This window comes from Dorea chungnamensis, from assembly GCF_039832125.1.
GTDB lineage: Bacteria > Bacillota > Clostridia > Lachnospirales > Lachnospiraceae > JAFBIX01.
This window is the reverse complement of sequence record NZ_JBDOHT010000019.1, coordinates 15,858-34,154: the sequence shown is the minus strand read 5'-3', so window position 1 is coordinate 34,154 and position 18,297 is coordinate 15,858. Positions and strand designations below refer to the sequence as shown.

Genomic DNA, 18,297 nt, shown 5'->3' with positions numbered 1-18,297 from the left:
TTAAGGGGGTATTATGACAATATTACGGGTAGAAAACTTAACAAAGATTTATGGTACAGGAGAAACGAAGGTGAAGGCTCTGGACCATGTCTCTTTTAACGTAGAAAAAGGAGAATTTATTGCAATTACTGGGGCGTCTGGTTCGGGAAAATCTACGCTGTTACATTTAATGGGAGGCGTGGAAAAAGCAACAGAAGGAAGGGTGTTGATAGGAAATACAGATATTTCAGCATTGAATGAAAATGAACAGGCTGTTTTCAGGAGAAGACATATTGGGCTTATCTATCAGTTTTATAATTTGATTCCGATACTGACTGTAGAAGAAAATATTCTACTTCCTTTACTGCTGGATGGGAAAAAAATAAATACAAAACGACTTTCTGGAATTGTGAAAATGTTAGGGCTCGAGGCGCGCAGAGAGCATTTGCCAAGTCAATTGTCTGGAGGTCAGCAACAGAGAGTCGCAATTGGAAGAGCTCTGATTACGCGCCCTGCGATTATCCTTGCAGATGAACCTACTGGTAATCTCGATCAGAAAAATACATTAGAGATCATGCATTTATTCCGAATACTTAACCAACGATTGGAGCAGACTATTCTTATGATTACACATGATCTGGATCTTGCAAAGCAATGTGACAGAATCATAAGAATTGAGGATGGAAGAGTATGAAGACATTTGAAGAACTTTATCGTGATCTCTTGGAAAGGAAGGTATCGTTAGAGGAACCGTTGCCGGACGGATATGATCCATATCATCTGGATTGTCTGTTGCATCCAGAAAAGTATGCACCCGTCCTTCCGGTCAGTACATGTGAGCAGTGTGCCTATGACAGAGCGTGTCAGAACAGTTGTATCTTTGATGCGATTGAGAGGGATGCATCCGGGAAATTATGGATCAATCCCTCTCTTTGTGTTGGCTGTGAGGCATGTATCGAAGCCTGTAAGGATCATCACATTGTTGCTGGGAAGGATGTGCTGCCGGCTATGAAAGCAGTAAGAGAGGCAAAAGGACCAGTATATATGATGATTGCACCGGCTTTTCTCGGACAGTTTGGAGAAGATGTGACACCGGGAAAGCTTCGGACTGCGTTTAAGGCTCTGGGATTTACCGGAATGGTGGAGGTCGCGTTATTCGCAGACATTCTAACACTGAAAGAAGCACTGGAATTTGATAGTCATGTGAAGCAAAAAGGAGATTATCAGTTGACCAGCTGCTGCTGCCCAGTGTGGATTGCCATGATACGTAAGAGTTATCATGAGTTGATGCCTCATGTACCGGGCGCTGTATCACCGATGATTGCGTGTGGACGTATGATTAAAAGGATTCATCCAGATGCTCTGACGGTATTTGCCGGTCCATGCCTTGCAAAAAAGAAAGAAGCAAAGGAGCCGGATATTGACGATGCTGTCGATTATGTACTGACATTTCAGGAAGTCCGTGATATCTTTGAGGTGGCAGACATCCATCCGGCAGAACTGACAGACGAGTGGAAGGAACATGCATCAAAGGCGGGAAGGCTCTATGCAAGAACTGGAGGGGTAAGTCAGGCTGTCTCAGAGATGGCAGAACAACTGCAGCCTGACCGTAAGATTCAAGTCTGTTCAGAGCAGGCAAATGGAACCAGAGAATGTATGGAAATGATCCAACGGATCAAAGAAAATCAGACAGAAGCAAACTTTTTTGAGGGAATGGGATGTATCGGCGGGTGTGTAGGTGGACCGAAAGCAATTGTTGAGAAAGAAGAAAGCCGAAAACGGGTAGATATATACAGTGATGAAGCGTCATTTCAGACGCCCTTGGAGAATCCCTATGTATTGAAGATTCTGGAAGAACTGGGATTTGAGACAGTGGAAGAACTTTTGGAGGAAGATTCTCTGCTGACCAGAGATTTTCATTAAGAGTTGGTTGTAATTGGGGTGAAAGATAGGGTACAATAGAGCTCGACAGTATTTTGCCAGGAGGACAAATGATGAAGTATTATCTGGCCCCTTTGGAGGGGATTACGACTTATATCTACCGCAGAGCATACCATACTTATTTTCATCCGATGGATAAGTATTTTATCCCTTTTCTATCTCCACATATGAAGAAGGGATTTACAACGAAAGAATTGAGAGAAATTGCACCTGAGAATCATATGGGAATGAGGACGATTCCCCAGATCTTAACGAATCATGCGCAGGATTTTATCCGAACAGTGCAGAAACTGGAAGAACTTGGATATGATGAGGTCAACCTGAATCTGGGTTGCCCATCGAAGACGGTAGTTTCAAAAGGCCGGGGCTCGGGATTCCTTGCTAAGCCAGAAGAGTTGGACCGATTCCTGGATGAGATCTATGCGAATGTGAAGGTTAAGATCTCAATTAAGACCAGACTTGGCAAGTATCAGCCTGATGAATTTGAATGGCTGTTGTCAATATATAATCAGTATCCTGTAGAAGAGTTGATTATCCATCCCAGAGTACAGCAGGATTATTACAAAAATACACCGAATTATGAGGTGTTTGGTGAGGCACTTAAGAACAGCCGGAATCCAGTTTGTTATAATGGGGATCTGTTCAGGACCGAAGATGTCAGACGGCTTGAACAGAGATTCCCGGAAGTATCAACGATTATGCTGGGAAGAGGAATTATATACAATCCGGGGCTTGTCAGTGAGATGGAGGATGGAGACAAATTGGACAAGAATCGTCTTCGCCAGTTCCATGATCAGATATATGATGAATATCAGAGCCTCAATATGGGAGAGAGGAATGTACTTTTCAAGATGAAGGAAATATGGTGTTATATGGGACATCTCTTTCCAGATTGTGAAAAGCCTCTAAAGAAGATAAAAAAGGCAGAACGTATGAGTAAATATGAAGAGGCCGTGCGTGAGATTCTATAGTTTTTCTTTACTTTTGCATAAATTTGCAATATAATAGAAAAAAATTCCATATACAGGAATTTTTGAGGAGGCGTTTGTTTGGAACATTTGAATCAGTTAATTGCAGAGAATTTGAAAGAGATCCGCAAGAAAAAGGGATTAAGTTTAGAACAGGTATCCTCACTTACCACAATCAGTAAGAGTATGCTGAGTCAGATTGAACGTGGAGAAGTGAATCCGACGATTTCAACAGTATACAAGCTTTCTCTTGGCTTAAAAGTTCCGGTTACTGCATTTACAGCAGATAAGCCGATGCCATTTTCAAAAACAGGGAAAGCAGAAGTGATTCCTCTGGTTGGAAACGAGGGAAAATATCGCCTGTATCCAATCTTTAGTTTTCGGGACGGGCAGGATTTTGAAATATTTGACCTGGAATTTGACGAAGGTGGTATGATGGCTGGAAATCAGCAGATGAATGGAACCAGAGAGTTCATCACAGTGTATGCCGGACAGTTGACGATGATCTTTAAAGACAGGGAATATGTATTGGAAGCAGGAGACTCTGCGTCTTATAATGCTTTTGATGAATACATATACAAAAACACAGGAAAGGGTATGGTGACTGCCTGTATTGTAGTCCATTATCCGAATTAGAAAGGAGTTTTGCAGCATGGAAGACCAGAAGAAACGTGTATATGACGCATTGGACAAGTTGAAGATCAAGTATGAGGTCGTGGAACATGAACCCGTACATACGATGGAAGATATGGATAGATTAGGATTACCGGAGAAAGGAACTCTGTGTAAGAATCTATTTTTAAGAGACTCAAAAGGAAAGAGACATTTTCTTGTGACCTGTGATGAAAAAAAGAAGGTTGACCTGAAAGCATTAGGCAGACAGCTGGGAGCTGGAAATATCAGCTTTGCTTCCGAAGATCGTCTGGAAAAATATCTGGGACTGAAGCAAGGAAGTGTATCTCCATTTGGACTTATGAATGATACAGATCATGCGGTAGAATTCTTTATAGACAAAGACCTGAGCAGATGCAAGAGCCTGGGAATACATCCACTGGAAAATACCGCGACCGTATTCTTGTCATTCAAAGATCTGGATAAATTCCTTTGGGATCTCGATGTAGATGTTGTGAAGATTAAGTTATAGATTCTATCTTTTGTTCGACAGCTCTCGAACATCCTGCCATTCCTAAGTTCCACCCATCGCCTACCCAGGGGTCTCGACCAATGAACAAATTTAATACTTTTTTTATTGCATGTTCTGGTCATGAGAAGTAGAATAGGTAACGTAGTGATAGATGAAAGAGAGGATCAATATGGAAGAGCAGAATAGACAGGTCCCTCCTATGCCGCCGAGAAGCAATGGAAAGCGAATGTGGCATTTGTGCGGACCGCTTGTTATAAAATGGGCAATCGGATTCGGTGTCAGTATGGCTGCGATGATGGCATTGAGTTTTACGTATATATATGCACATTATGATGCTGCGATGAGTGCAATGCAGGATGAAACACAGATGATGAATCTCTATGCGAATCTGTTGGAGGAATATATCAATGCGACGACACTTGTAGAAGGAATTGCTGCATTGGTTACAATTCCTGTGATGCTGGTACTGTTTCATAAAGACAGGGTTGCAGAAAAGTTACGAGGTGTGATTCCGAACAAGAAAGCTCCAATCTGGAAGTATCTGGCGGAGATTGTCTTGGCATTATCGTTGAGTATGGGATTGAATAATTTGATTCTTATTGCGAATCTGCCCTCCGTCAGTGATGGATATCAGGAGACGATGGATGCACTTTATTCAGCTCCATTATTCGTGCAGATCATTTCCCTGGCGGTCTTAGTACCAATAAGTGAAGAGTTGGTATTCCGGGGATTGCTTTTTAAGCGATTACGGGAGCAGGGAGCATTTATGCAGGCTGCGTTGTATTCTTCAATTGTATTCGGATTGTTGCATATGAACATGGTACAGATGATCTACGGATTTATTCTTGGAATGATGCTGGCATATGTTTATGAAAAGTATGGTTCTGTGAAGGCGCCGATTGTGGCACATATGGCTATGAATTTGTTGTCTGTACTTGGAACGGAGTTCAAACTGTACGAGTGGTTAGTGGAAGATTCCTTGAGAATTGGTATTATAACAGTAGCGTGTGCGGCTGTTTCAGCAACGATGTTTGTACTGATTCAGAGAATCGATGAGAGACCGGATATAGAAGAACAAATGAATAAAAATGAAAATCTGGCAGATGCATAAACTGCCAGATTTTTTTTGTAAAAATATTAAATAATCTAATTATCTGACAATTTAATAAAAATAATTGTTTACATTTTAACAGAAAAGTAGTATAGTAGGAAAAAATAAAAACAGAAAGGACTAGATATATGAACGAGCAGACAGTAAGCAATCAAGCTGGATTGTATCGTTCTCAGTTTGAACATGACAACTGCGGAATTGGTGCGATCGTTAATATCAAAGGCCAAAAAAGTCATGATACAGTGGCAAATGCCTTGAAGATAGTAGAAAATTTAGAGCATAGAGCTGGCAAGGATGCCGAAGGTAAGACAGGCGATGGAGTTGGAATTTTATTACAGATTTCACACAAGTTTTTCTCCAAAGTCTGCGAACCTCTCGGCATCTTTTTAGGTTCAGAGAGAGATTACGGGGTGGGAATGTTTTTCTTCCCCCAGGATGAGCTGAAAAAGAATCAGGCAAAAAATATATTTGAAGTGATTGTCAAAAAGGAAGGCATGAATTTCCTGGGATGGAGAGAAGTGCCGGTAAGACCTGATGTGCTGGGAAGTCGTGCGGTAGAATGTATGCCATGTATTATGCAGGGATTCATTGAACGTCCGAAAAAGATTGCAAAAGGAATTGATTTTGACAGACGACTATATGTCGTACGCCGAATCTTTGAGCAGAGCAGTGATGATACTTATGTTGCATCCCTTTCCAGCAGAACGATTGCCTACAAAGGAATGTTTTTGGTAGGACAGCTTCGTTCATTTTTTGAAGATCTGCAGAATGAGGATTATGACTCTGCGATTGCATTAGTGCATTCCCGATTTAGTACCAACACGAATCCAAGCTGGGAACGTGCACATCCGAACCGTTTTATCGTACATAACGGTGAGATTAATACGATTCGCGGAAATGCAGATAAGATGCGCGCCAGAGAAGAGAATATGGAATCAGAATATCTAAAGGGCGAACTTCATAAGGTTCTTCCGGCAATCAATACGGCGGGTTCTGATTCTGCAATGCTGGACAATGCAATTGAATTTATGGTGATGAGTGGTATGGATCTACCATTAGCGGTTATGATTGCTATTCCAGAACCATGGGCGAATACCAAGAACATGTCTCAGAAAAAGAAAGATTTTTATCAGTATTATGCAACGATGATGGAGCCATGGGATGGCCCGGCTTCCATTCTGTTCAGTGATGGTGATTGTATGGGAGCAGTACTTGACAGAAATGGTTTGCGTCCTTCTCGTTACTATATTACGGATGATGATACCTTAATTCTCTCATCTGAGGTTGGAGTACTGGATATTGATCCGAGAAAGATTGTTGTAAAAGAACGTCTTCATCCAGGGAAAATGTTATTGGTCGATACCGTAAAAGGAAAAGTGATTGATGACGAAGAGTTAAAAGAGATGTATGCGAGCAGACAGCCATACGGTGAATGGCTTGACAGTCATATGGTACAGCTGAAAGACCTGAAGATTCCGAATCAGAAGGTTCCTTCTTATACAGCAGAGGAATGCAAAAGACTTCAGAAAGCATTTGGATATTCCTACGAAGAAGTAAAGACATCTATCTTGACAATGGCAATGAATGGTTCTGAAGGTACGGCGGCGATGGGTATTGACGCACCGCTGGCAGTATTATCTGATCAGCATCAGAATCTGTTCGGTTATTTTAAACAGCTGTTTGCCCAGGTTACCAATCCACCAATCGATGCCATCCGTGAAGAAGTCGTTACATCTACAACCGTATATATTGGATCAGATGGCAATCTTCTGGAAGAAAAAGAAGAGAATTGTAAGATGCTGAAGGTAAATAATCCAATTCTTACCAATACAGATCTTCTGAAGATAAAGAATATGAAGCAGGATGGATTCAAAGTGGCAGAGATTCCAACAGTATATTATAAGAATTCCAGTCTGGAAAAAGCTATTGATTATCTGTTCATTGAAGTAGACCGTGCGATCCGAGAAGGCGCGAACATCCTGATCCTTTCTGACCGGGGAGTCGATGAGTATCATGTCGCAATGCCATCCTTGTTGGCTTTGTCCGGACTGCAGCAGCATCTGGTCCGTACAAAGAAGAGAACATCGGTGGCGATTATTCTGGAAACTGGTGAACCTCGGGAGGTACATCATTTTGCGACACTTCTTGGTTATGGTGCCTGTGCGATCAATCCGTATCTGGCGCATGAATCTATTAAGCTATTGATTGATACAAATATGGTCCAGAAGGATTATTATGCGGCAGTGGATGATTATAATCGCGCAATTATCAATGGTATTGTCAAGATCGCATCCAAGATGGGAATCTCCACGATTCAGTCTTATCAGGGTGCAAAGATCTTTGAGGCGATTGGTTTAAAAGAAGAATTTATCCGCAAGTATTTTACGGATACGGTAAGCCGTGTAGGCGGCATTGGAATAGAAGAAATAGCAAAGGATTATATTGCACGCCATTCCCAGGCGTTTGATCCATTAGGATTGGAAGTGGATCTGACATTGAATAGTGTGGGTCAGCATAAGTCTAAGAGTGGCGGAGAAAAACATCTTTATAATCCACAGACGATTCATATGTTACAACAGTCTACCAGACGTGGCGATTATGAGATGTTTAAAAAATACACGGAAATGGTCAATAAAGAAGGTGAACACATCAATCTTCGCGGACAATTAGAGTTCAATTATCCGAAGAAAGGAATTCCAATAGATGAAGTAGAAAGCGTAGATTCTATTGTTACAAGATTTAAGACAGGAGCGATGTCATATGGTTCTATTTCCAAAGAGGCACATGAGACATTGGCAATCGCTATGAATCGTCTTCATGGTAAATCTAACAGTGGTGAAGGTGGAGAAGAGATCGACCGTCTTGACAGTGACAGATGCTCTGCGATTAAGCAGGTGGCTTCTGGACGTTTTGGTGTGACTTCCAGATATCTGGTGAGCGCAAAAGAGATTCAGATTAAGATGGCACAGGGAGCAAAACCAGGAGAGGGCGGACATCTTCCAGGAGGAAAGGTATATCCATGGATTGCCAATACTCGTCATTCTACTCCTGGTGTAAGTCTGATCTCCCCGCCGCCACACCATGATATCTATTCCATCGAGGATTTGGCGCAGTTGATTTATGACTGTAAGAATGCGAATAAAGATGCGCGAATCTCTGTAAAGTTAGTATCAGAGGCAGGTGTAGGAACCGTTGCAGCAGGTGTTGCAAAAGCGGGTGCAGGACTGATTCTGATATCTGGATATGACGGTGGAACTGGAGCGGCACCGAGGAGTTCGATTCACAATGCAGGTCTTCCGTGGGAACTGGGTCTGGCAGAGACGCATCAGACCTTGATTCAAAATGGATTAAGAGAGCGTGTCCGCATAGAAACAGATGGTAAATTGATGAGTGGACGGGATGTGGCGATTGCAGCTATTTTGGGAGCCGAGGAATTTGGATTTGCAACGGCACCATTGGTAACAATGGGATGTGTTATGATGCGAGTGTGCAATCTGGATACTTGTCCGGTCGGAGTGGCGACCCAGAATCCAGAATTGAGAAAAAGATTTACCGGAAAACCGGAATATGTAATTAATTTTATGCGTTTTATTGCACAGGACTTGAGAGAACATATGGCCAGATTGGGCGTACGTACCATTGACGAACTGGTAGGCCGCACAGATCTGTTGCGAGCGAAAGAACAACCGACTTCTAACAGAGCAGCTACATTGGATCTGCAGCAGATTCTTTATAATCCATATGAGGGTACGAAGACTCCTGTTACATTTAACCCAAAGAAAGTATTCGATTTTGAATTAGAGAAGACGTTGGATGAAAAAGTCCTGGTGAAAGAATTACTCCCGTCTCTTGAGAAGAAGCAGAAGAGAATCATAGAAGTGGATGTTACCAATACCAATCGTACTTTTGGAACAATCTTTGGTTCTGAGATTACAAAACGATATCCAGAAGGATTGCCGGAAGATAGTTTTGTTGTGAAATGTACAGGTGCCGGAGGTCAGTCATATGGAGCATTTATTCCAAAAGGCCTGACTCTGGAACTGGTTGGTGACAGTAATGATTATTTTGGTAAAGGCCTGTCTGGCGGTAAGTTAATAGTCTATCCGCCAAAGGGTGTTCAATATAAACATAATGAAAACATTATAATAGGAAACGTTGCGCTCTACGGTGCTACCAGCGGAAAAGCATTTATCAATGGTGTTGCGGGGGAACGTTTCGCTGTGCGTAACTCTGGTGTGACTGCAGTAGTAGAAGGTGTGGGTGATCACGGATGTGAATATATGACCGGAGGACGTGTAGCAGTCTTAGGGAAAACTGGTAAAAACTTTGCAGCAGGTATGAGCGGCGGCGTAGCGTATGTTCTGGATATGGACAGTGATTTGTATATGAATGTAAACAAGCAGATGGTCAATATTGAACGAGTATCGTCCAAGTATGATGTAAATGAACTGAAAAGTATGATCAAGGAACATGTATCTTATACGAACTCTGAGATTGGAAAAGAAATATTGGATAACTTCACGGAATATCTGCCGAAGTTCAAGAAGATTATTCCGATTGATTATGAACGTATGTTAAAGACCATTTTACAGATGGAAGAGCAGGGTATGAGTAGCGAACAGGCAAAAATTGAAGCATTCTATGCAATCAAAAATGGAAGATAGGGGGCGAGAAAAGTGGGAAAAGCAACAGGATTTATGGATTATGAAAGACAGGATAAGATAGCTGAAGAACCAAAAGAGAGAATCAAGCATTTTAACGAATTCCACACCCCTCTGTCCAGAGAAGAACAGGAACGTCAGGGAGCAAGGTGTATGGCTTGTGGTGTGCCATTTTGTCAGGCGGGACAGATGATCGCAGGAATGGCAAGTGGGTGCCCGCTGCATAATCTGGTGCCGGAGTGGAATGATCTGATTTATCATGGAAATTGGGAGGAAGCATACCATCGTTTGAAAAAAACAAATAATTTTCCAGAGTTTACTTCACGCGTGTGTCCGGCCTTATGTGAGGCGGCATGTACCTGCAGCCTGAATGGAGATTCTGTATCAACGAAAGCCAATGAATATGGAATTATTGAAAATGCATATGAACAAGGATATGCGGCGGCAAAACCAGTGAAAGTGCGTACTGGAAAGAAAGTGGCAATCGTAGGTTCCGGGCCATCCGGACTTGCGGCTGCAGATATGCTGAATCGCAGAGGCCACAGTGTTACTGTCTATGAACGTGAAGACAAAGTTGGGGGCCTGCTTCGTTACGGTATCCCGAATATGAAGCTGGAGAAACAGATTATTGACCGTAAGATTGCGATTATGGAAGAAGAAGGTATTACTTTTGTAACAGGATGCAATATCGGAAAAGATAAGAAGGCGTCAACATTATTGAAAGAATTTGACAGGGTCATCCTCTGTTGTGGAGCATCAAATCCAAGAGACATCAAGGTTCCGGGGCGAGATGCAAAAGGCATCTACTTTGCAGTAGATTTCCTGAAGTCAACAACAAAGGCTCTCTGGGCGAATAAGATGCAGCTAAAAGATGGAACTTATATCTCTGCAAAGGGAAAGAGAGTTATGGTCATAGGTGGAGGTGATACCGGAAATGACTGCGTTGGTACTTCTATGCGTCATGGTGCCAAATCAGTCCTTCAATTAGAGATGATGCCAAAGGCACCAGATGAACGTACAGAGATGAATCCATGGCCGGAATGGCCGAGAATCTGCAAGACAGACTATGGTCAGCAAGAAGCAATCGCTGTATTTGGAAAAGATCCCAGAGAATACCAGACCACTGTAAAAGAATTCAAGAAAGACAAAGATGGCAATGTATGTAAAGCAGTTCTTGTAAAACTGGAGTCTAAAAAAGATGAAAAGACGGGCCGAACGATGATGGCAGAGGTAGCAGGAAGTGAATATACTGTCGATGTAGATTTGGTGCTGATCGCAGCCGGGTTCCTGGGAAGTGAAAGTTACGTTACCAAGGCATTTGGTGTAAATGTAAACGAAAGAACGAATGTTGCAACACCAACAGGAGAATATCACACGAACATGAAGGATGTATTTACAGCAGGAGATATGCACAGAGGTCAGTCGCTGGTCGTGTGGGCAATCCGGGAAGGCCGGGAGGCAGCACAAGAAGTTGATATTAGTCTGATGGGATATACAAATATGAATATACAGTAAATACCTTGTTAGTTCTCAAAGATATTTCTTAAGATGTTACAAAAATGTTAAAAAATATTGCAAAAAATATCGTATTAAGGTATAATTGGTTCCAGATATAGGATTATCTATGTTAATAAGGGTAAAAGAGTATAAAAATAAGTTAAAGGATGATAAGATTTATGAAGAAATTTGGAACAAGACTGTTAGCTGTTGTGGTTGCAAGTTCTATGATTGCAATGCCGGTTATGGCTGCTCCTTCGGTAGATGATCTGAAGGAAGATAAAGCTGCGAAGGAGAGCGAAGTGAAGTCTCTGCAGGATGAATTGAACAGTATTATGACAAAGCTTAGCGATCTGGAAGAAGATCTGATCTCGAAAGGTGAAGAGATCAGTCAGGCAGAGAAAGATCTGGAGGCGGCAGAGGAAAAAGAGCAGGAACAGTACGAGGCGATGAAAAAGCGTATTAAGTTCATGTATGAAGAGGGAAATTCTACAGCACTTGAGACACTTGTAACATCCGAAGATTTTTCTGATCTGGTAAATAAAGCTGAATATGTACAGAATGTGCATACATATGATAGAAATCAGTTACAGGAATACGTAGAGACAAAGCAAGAGATTGCAGATCTGAAGACAACTCTGGAAGAAGACCAGCAAAAAATGGAATCTATGCAGGTAGAGTATGAAGAACAAGAAGAAGAGCTGAATACAGTGATTGCTTCTAAGCAGGCAGAAGTTTCTGATCTTGATGCACGGATTCAGGAAGCGGCTGAAGCGGCGGCAGCCAGAGAAGCTGAGGCACAGCGTCAGGCACAATTGCAGGCTCAGCAGGCAGCGAATAATACGAATACAGGAAATACGAACACAGGCAATACGAACACAGGCAATACAAATACTGGTTCAAGTAATTCTGGTTCATCGAATGTGCCACCAAGCGTAAATGGAGGCACTGTTGTAAGTAGAGCATACAGCCAGCTTGGTAAACCATATTCTTGGGGAGCTTGTGGACCGAATAGTTTTGATTGCTCTGGTTTCGTAAGCTATTGCCTGACTGGAAGTTATACTCGTATCGGAACGACAATGACTTTCATGGGATGGACAAGAGTAAGTAATCCGCAGCCGGGAGATGTAGTAACATCAGCTACCCATTGTGGTATCTATATTGGCGGTGGTCAGATGATTCATGCACCACATACAGGAGATGTTGTTAAGATTGGACCGGTTCAGGCTGGTATGGTATATGTTCGTAGATAATATTCGAATTAGTAAAGATTAATTTACAGCTCAGTTTTTAACTGAGCTGTAAATTTTTGGAATTTTTGATAAAATAATTGAAAATTGACACATAATGTAGTATTCTGACCTTAAGATATCTCAGGGAGAATAGTATGTATAGACAAAGAGGGAGCCTTTGTTTGTGCGGATAATAATTAATAGGACGGGTGAGAGTATGAAGAAAAGATATGTGCAGACACTCATCACGGTTCTTGTGATGAGTTCTTTAGTTGTAATGCCTGTTATGGCAGAACCTAACGATGAAGTGCAGGCGCTGGAAATACAAAAAAGTGAATTGGAAGATCAGGCAGGAGATATTCAGAGTCAACTGGTCAGTCTTTTGGTTAATTTTAATGCGTTACAGCAGGATATAGAGAATCAAAGCCAGAGAATTGTACAGGCAGAGACAGATCTTCAGGAAGCCGAAGCAAAAGAGAAAGCACAATATGAAGATATGAAGCTTCGGATTCAGTATATATACGAAGAAAGTGATGATTCACTTCTAGAAGCCCTGATAACGTCCAGGTCTTTCTCTGAGTTGGTGAATAAGGCAGAATATATTCAGAATGTACATAGTTATGACAGAAAGCAGTTACAAGAGTATATAGATACAAAGCAGGAAGTTGAGAACCTGAAAGTAGAATTGGAAGCTGGACAGGCAGATATGGAGGCAATGGCAGCTGATTTGAGCACGCAGCAGGCAGGACTTGAAACAACGCTGGCGGATATGAGAAGCCGGATTGCAGATTTTGACAGTCAACTGGAGAGTGCAAAAGCGCAGGCGGCGGCGGAAGTACAGCAGTTGACGCAGGCAACAGAGAATGTGGTTGCTGCGGCAGAGCAGGGAGGCGGTAATGCATCAGTATCAAAACCTGCTTCTCAGCCATCCAACCCGACTGGCGGTACAAGTACTTCTACAGGAAATTCTAATTCTTCTGTAAGTAGTTCGAATAATACGAATACCAGTAAACCTTCTGGGGGAACGTCTGGAAGTACCGGAAGCGGCTCGACGACGACTTCGAAACCAAGCAATGTAGCTTTGGGACAGCAGATTGCCAACAAGGCATGTCAGTATATTGGTAATAAATATGTCTATGGTGGCAACAGTCTGACAAATGGTATTGATTGTTCGGGCTTTGTAAAAGAGATACATGCATTGTTTGGAATATATACTCCAAGAACTACGGATTCCATTCAGGTTGCTGGAAAAGCGGTAAGTTATTCTGAGATGCTTCCTGGAGATGTAATCTGTTATAGCCAGCATGTGGCAATTTATATAGGAAATAATACTGTAGTTCACGCGTCAAATAGTAATCCATATCCGGTCGGTGGTATTAAAACGACATCGCCAGCTAATTACAGGACGGTTCTGGCAGTAAGAAGATTCTGGTAATACATTGTGAAATATAAGTTAATGAGATCACATGGTAATGAGAAAAAAGCCTTGCATTTGCAGGGCTTTTATGCTATCATAAAAAAGTCGCAAAAAATCACGCATTTGTTTGTCCAAGATGGTGCCAAAGCTTGATAATAAGCCGGTTTCAAGGACTTACACATATGCGGAAGTAACAAAACCAAATGGAGGAAAGAAATATGAGCGTTATTTCAATGAAGCAACTTTTAGAAGCAGGTGTCCACTTTGGACATCAGACAAGAAGATGGAATCCTAAGATGGCTCCATACATCTACACAGAGAGAAATGGTATCTATATCATCGACTTACAGAAGTCTGTAGGAAAAGTAGATGAAGCATATCAGGCAGTATCTGATATCGCAGCAGATGGTGGCACAATCCTGTTCGTAGGAACAAAGAAACAGGCTCAGGATGCTATCAAGACAGAAGCTGAACGTTGCGGAATGTATTTTGTAAATGAGAGATGGCTTGGAGGTATGCTTACAAACTTCAAGACAATCAAGAGCAGAGTTGCACGTCTGAAAGAAATCGAGAGAATGTCCGAAGACGGAACATTTGATGTACTGCCTAAGAAAGAAGTTATCCAGTTAAAGAAAGAATGGGAGAAACTTGAGAAAAACCTTGGCGGAATCAAAGATATGAAGAAACTTCCAGATGCAATCTTCGTAGTAGATCCTAAGAAGGAAAAGATCTGTGTACAGGAAGCACATACACTTGGTATTCCGCTTATCGGAATCGCGGACACAAACTGTGACCCAGAAGAACTGGATTATGTAATCCCTGGAAACGATGATGCAATCCGTGCAGTAAAATTAATCGTATCTAAGATGGCAGATGCTGTTATCGAAGCAAACCAGGGAATGACTGGAGAAGACGAAGTATACGAAGAAGTAGAAGAAGCAGTTGAGGAAGCAGTAGAAGAGTAATCTGATTTATTGTATCGGATGATACATTTTATAAGATGATAAAATGGAGGATATAATCATGGCAGTTACAGCTAAGATGGTAAAAGAATTAAGAGAGATGACAGGCGCAGGAATGATGGACTGTAAAAAAGCTCTTAACGAAACAGATGGCAATATGGATGCAGCTGTAGAATACTTAAGAAAGAACGGACAGGCTAAAGCTGAGAAGAAGGCTGGACGTATCGCAGCAGAAGGTATCGTTATGGCTGACGTAAAAGATGACAAGGTTGCAGCAATCGTAGAAGTTAACTCTGAGACAGACTTCGTTGCTAAGAATGCAGAGTTCCAGGGATTCGTTAAAGCTGTTGTTAATCAGGCAATCGCTACAGAATCTGCTGATATGGACGCATTCATGGCAGAAGCTTGGAATGAAGATACATCTATGACTGTAAAAGATGCTTTGACAGCTAAGATTTCCGTAATTGGAGAGAATCTGAATATCAGAAGATTTGAAAAAGTTGCTACAGATGGATGTGTAGTTTCTTACATCCACGGTGGTGGACGTATCGGTGTTCTGGTAGAGGCTGATACAGATGTTGTTAATGACGAAATCAAACTTTGCTTAAAGAATGTAGCTATGCAGGTAGCAGCTATGTCTCCAAAGTATGTGTCTCGTGAAGAAGTTCCGGCAGATTATCTTGAGCATGAGAAAGAGATCCTGCTTGCACAGGCTAAGAAAGAGAACGAGGAGAGCAAGAAACCGAAGCCGGATAACATTATTGAGAAGATGATTATCGGACGTCTCAACAAAGAGATGAAAGAGATCTGCCTGCTTGATCAGGTATATGTACAGGATGGCGACCTTACAGTTGGCAAGTACGTAGAAAAAGTTGCAAAAGAGAATGGTGCAAATGTAACACTTAAGAAATTCGTTCGTTTCGAGACAGGGGAAGGTCTTGAGAAGAAGAATGAAGACTTTGCAGCAGAAGTTGCAGCTCAGATGAACGCATAATGCAAACTTTGCATTAGAATTATGATGAAGATAGACCCCTATAAATAGTGATTATGCTATTTATAGGGGTTTTCTGTTCTTATGGAAAATATCTTTGAATGAATACATATAATAAAGGATAATATACTTATAAAAAGAGATATTAATTATGGTCGGGTCAGAGACCTAAAACCTGTCTCAGCGGTCGGGATGGAGACTGAAAACCCATTCCATCGCAGAATAAACTGTGAAAAAATAGTAAGAGGATGGCTACCCAGTCATCCTTTTACTTTTCGGAGGGGTTAGTGGAAGAACAAAAGAGTTTTAATAAATGATATGAAGGAACATTAGATGAATCCGATATATTTAAAGATAATACACAATACATGAGAACTGCTTTGGTTGCGGCAAGCGCTTTGTTCTCAGATTTGGGGGATAAACGAAAGTCGGAGTATTTAGAGAAGATAGTTTTTGACAATACCTTATTACAAAATGAGGTAAAATGAATTATATAAAAAATCAAATTTTACAGAATAATGCGATCGAAGCAAGGGCAAGGGCGATTAGATATTGTGACTATATTTTAGAGGGAAAGGCAACTCTGGAATATCGTAAACACTTTGTGTCTGTGCTTCACAATTCCGTAGAATTATTTGTAAAACAGTTAATGTTAAAAGCTATCGTTTTACTTATGAGATTATGGAATTTGCAAGAAAAATCAGTAATCAGCCATCGCTTGAAATGGTGGAACGCCATGGCAAGCAGCCGAAATCCATATATTGTGAAAATATTGATAGTCAGATTCAAATTCTTTAGGGATAATATACTTGACAAATGAACGACCGTTCACTAAAATGAATGTAAACGACCGTTCACTACAGCGAAGAAGGGAATTCAGTTACTATATTGTGGAGGGATATAATATGGTGGATACGAGGGAAAAGATATTGATGACAGCATTACAGTTATTTGCAAAAGATGGGTATGAAGCTGTTTCTGTTAGAACCATTGCAGTGGAACTCGATATGACGAAAGGTGCTTTATACAGGCATTATAAAAACAAGCGTGATATCTTTGATTGCATTGTAGAAAGAATGATACAGATTGATGCTCAAAGAGCAAGGGAATACCATATGCCGGATGAGGCATATGATACTAAGCCGGATGTTTATGAAAATACTACTTTGCAGAGTATTCAAAAGTATACCGTTGAACAATTTAGGTTCTGGACAGAAGATGAGTTTGCATCCTACTTTCGTAAAATGTTAACTTTGGAACAATACCGGAATAAAGAAATGGCAGAACTTTACAGCCAGTGTATTGTCGAAGGACCGGTTGCCTATATGGAAGATCTGTTCCGTGAACTGATTCAGAAAGAGGTATTGAAAGAGGAAAATCCCAGACAGCTTGCAGTAGAATATTTCGCCCCACTTTTTCTTCTTATCAGTATGTACGATAAAAGCGGAGAAGGTGAGGATTATGCTACAATTCTCAGCAATCATGTAAAACACTTTACTGAGAATTACGTTAAGGATTCAGGAGAGGAACAAGAGTAATATGGGAAATGAGATTATTATGAGACAGTATGGTCTGTCTGAGACAGTCGAAAAGTTGGCCGAACGTTTTGCGGATTTGACTGTTTCGAGAATTCTTTCACAGGAAAAAGGAGTATATCGGCTGATTTCTTCCCAGGGAGAAAAATGGGGAGAAATATCGGGCAGATACCATTATGACGTACAGGCAAAATCAGATTATCCGACAGTAGGTGATTTTGTTATGGTTGACTGGAACAAAAGTGGCGGAAATGCAGTGATTCATTATGTTCTTCCGCGAAAAAGCTCCTTTATCCGAAAAGCTGCTGGTGAAAAAAACGAGGAGCAGGTCGTTGCCACCAATATTGATACTGTATTTTTGTGTATGTCCCTGAATAACGATTTTAATCTAAGGCGTTTAGAGCGCTATGTCGCGATTGCCTGGAACAGTGGTGCAGTGCCCGTTGTCGTCCTGACAAAAGGCGATTTGTGCGAGAATCCAGATAGTAAACTGATTGAAGTATCCTCTCGTGAACTGACTCTTTTGCCATCCGACGGTATGGTGATTGATACACCGGGGATGCGTGAACTGGGGATGTGGGATGCCGGAGACGGAATCGATCAGACTTTTTCGGATATTGAGAAGCTGGCACAAAAGTGTCGCTTTCGTGATTGCACTCATTCCGGCAGTGAGCCAGGGTGTGCAGTACAAGAGGCGGTAGAGCGTGGTGAATTACCGATCGATCGACTTCGCTCTTATCAGAAACTGATGAATGAGAATCGGTATGTGAAAGATACACAAGGTTATTTGGCTGAGAAAAGGCAAAAATTTAAGAACATTGCAAAGATCAATAAAAGGAATAGGAAAGGATAAAGAAAA

General features: G+C 41.5%; 15 protein-coding genes and 1 pseudogene. 15 read left to right on the top strand and 1 reads right to left on the bottom strand.

The features are described from left to right. Nucleotides 1–13: 13 nt before the first annotated feature. From ABE613_RS13435 to ABE613_RS13415, 5 genes are all read left to right on the top strand, one after another. A complete protein-coding gene (locus ABE613_RS13435; RefSeq protein WP_347376646.1) occupies nt 14–673 on the top strand; it encodes an ABC transporter ATP-binding protein in 660 nt (219 codons plus the stop codon). Continuing rightward, nucleotides 670–1,902 carry a [Fe-Fe] hydrogenase large subunit C-terminal domain-containing protein gene (locus ABE613_RS13430; protein ID WP_235232882.1) on the top strand — a complete coding sequence of 411 codons (1,233 nt, stop codon included), beginning with the start codon at nt 670–672 and terminating at the stop codon, nt 1,900–1,902. Before ABE613_RS13435 ends, ABE613_RS13430 begins: the two co-directional genes overlap by 4 nt. A 71-nt stretch (nt 1,903–1,973) precedes the next feature. Continuing rightward, entirely contained in the window at nt 1,974–2,891 is a 918-nt protein-coding gene (locus tag ABE613_RS13425) for a tRNA dihydrouridine synthase (protein WP_347376654.1), read from the top strand. Nucleotides 2,892–2,969: 78 nt separating this feature from the next. Next, nucleotides 2,970–3,524 carry a helix-turn-helix domain-containing protein gene (locus tag ABE613_RS13420; protein ID WP_235232884.1) on the top strand — a complete coding sequence of 185 codons (555 nt, stop codon included), beginning with the start codon at nt 2,970–2,972 and terminating at the stop codon, nt 3,522–3,524. 16 nt (nt 3,525–3,540) lie between these two features. Next, nucleotides 3,541–4,032: a prolyl-tRNA synthetase associated domain-containing protein gene (locus ABE613_RS13415; RefSeq protein ID WP_235232890.1), complete on the top strand. Its 492-nt coding sequence runs from the start codon at nt 3,541–3,543 to the stop codon at nt 4,030–4,032. Here the strand turns inward: ABE613_RS13415 and ABE613_RS15220 are convergent. Continuing rightward, nucleotides 3,930–4,154, bottom strand: a pseudogene (locus ABE613_RS15220) (hypothetical protein); the annotation flags it as partial. The gene ABE613_RS13415 and the pseudogene ABE613_RS15220 sit on opposite strands and share 103 nt — an antisense overlap. Nucleotides 4,155–4,201: 47 nt before the next feature. Between ABE613_RS15220 and ABE613_RS13410 the strand changes: the two are divergent. The 10 genes from ABE613_RS13410 to rsgA all read left to right on the top strand — a co-directional run bounded on the left by ABE613_RS13410 (nt 4,202) and on the right by rsgA (nt 18,291). Then, complete coding sequence (locus ABE613_RS13410; RefSeq protein ID WP_347376645.1) at nt 4,202–5,143, top strand: CPBP family intramembrane glutamic endopeptidase; 942 nt, start codon at nt 4,202–4,204, stop codon at nt 5,141–5,143. A 128-nt stretch (nt 5,144–5,271) separates the two neighbouring features. Then, nucleotides 5,272–9,807 carry a glutamate synthase large subunit gene (gene gltB, locus ABE613_RS13405; RefSeq protein ID WP_347376644.1) on the top strand — a complete coding sequence of 1,512 codons (4,536 nt, stop codon included), beginning with the start codon at nt 5,272–5,274 and terminating at the stop codon, nt 9,805–9,807. 12 nt (nt 9,808–9,819) lie between these two features. Then, entirely contained in the window at nt 9,820–11,319 is a 1,500-nt protein-coding gene (locus tag ABE613_RS13400; protein WP_347376643.1) for a glutamate synthase subunit beta, read from the top strand. Between the two features lie 161 nt (nt 11,320–11,480). After that, nucleotides 11,481–12,554 carry a coiled-coil domain-containing protein gene (locus ABE613_RS13395; protein WP_235232897.1) on the top strand — a complete coding sequence of 358 codons (1,074 nt, stop codon included), beginning with the start codon at nt 11,481–11,483 and terminating at the stop codon, nt 12,552–12,554. A 196-nt stretch (nt 12,555–12,750) separates the two neighbouring features. Next, a complete protein-coding gene (locus tag ABE613_RS13390; protein ID WP_235232898.1) occupies nt 12,751–13,968 on the top strand; it encodes a C40 family peptidase in 1,218 nt (405 codons plus the stop codon). Nucleotides 13,969–14,168: 200 nt separating this feature from the next. After that, on the top strand, nt 14,169–14,915 hold the full coding sequence (gene rpsB / locus ABE613_RS13385) for a 30S ribosomal protein S2 (protein ID WP_347376642.1): 747 nt from the start codon (nt 14,169–14,171) through the stop codon (nt 14,913–14,915). A 58-nt stretch (nt 14,916–14,973) separates the two neighbouring features. After that, nucleotides 14,974–15,906, top strand: coding sequence for a translation elongation factor Ts (tsf, locus tag ABE613_RS13380; RefSeq protein WP_347376641.1), 933 nt, complete (start codon nt 14,974–14,976; stop codon nt 15,904–15,906). Nucleotides 15,907–16,387: 481 nt separating this feature from the next. Beyond that, nucleotides 16,388–16,723, top strand: coding sequence for a hypothetical protein (locus tag ABE613_RS13375; RefSeq protein WP_235233053.1), 336 nt, complete (start codon nt 16,388–16,390; stop codon nt 16,721–16,723). A gap of 85 nt (nt 16,724–16,808) precedes the next feature. Next, a complete protein-coding gene (locus ABE613_RS13370) occupies nt 16,809–17,441 on the top strand; it encodes a TetR/AcrR family transcriptional regulator (RefSeq protein ID WP_347376640.1) in 633 nt (210 codons plus the stop codon). Nucleotide 17,442: 1 nt separating this feature from the next. Continuing rightward, nucleotides 17,443–18,291 (top strand): GTPase RsgA, encoded by an 849-nt coding sequence (gene rsgA / locus ABE613_RS13365; protein ID WP_347376639.1) that lies wholly within the window; start codon nt 17,443–17,445, stop codon nt 18,289–18,291. The last annotated feature ends 6 nt before the right edge of the window (nt 18,292–18,297 follow it).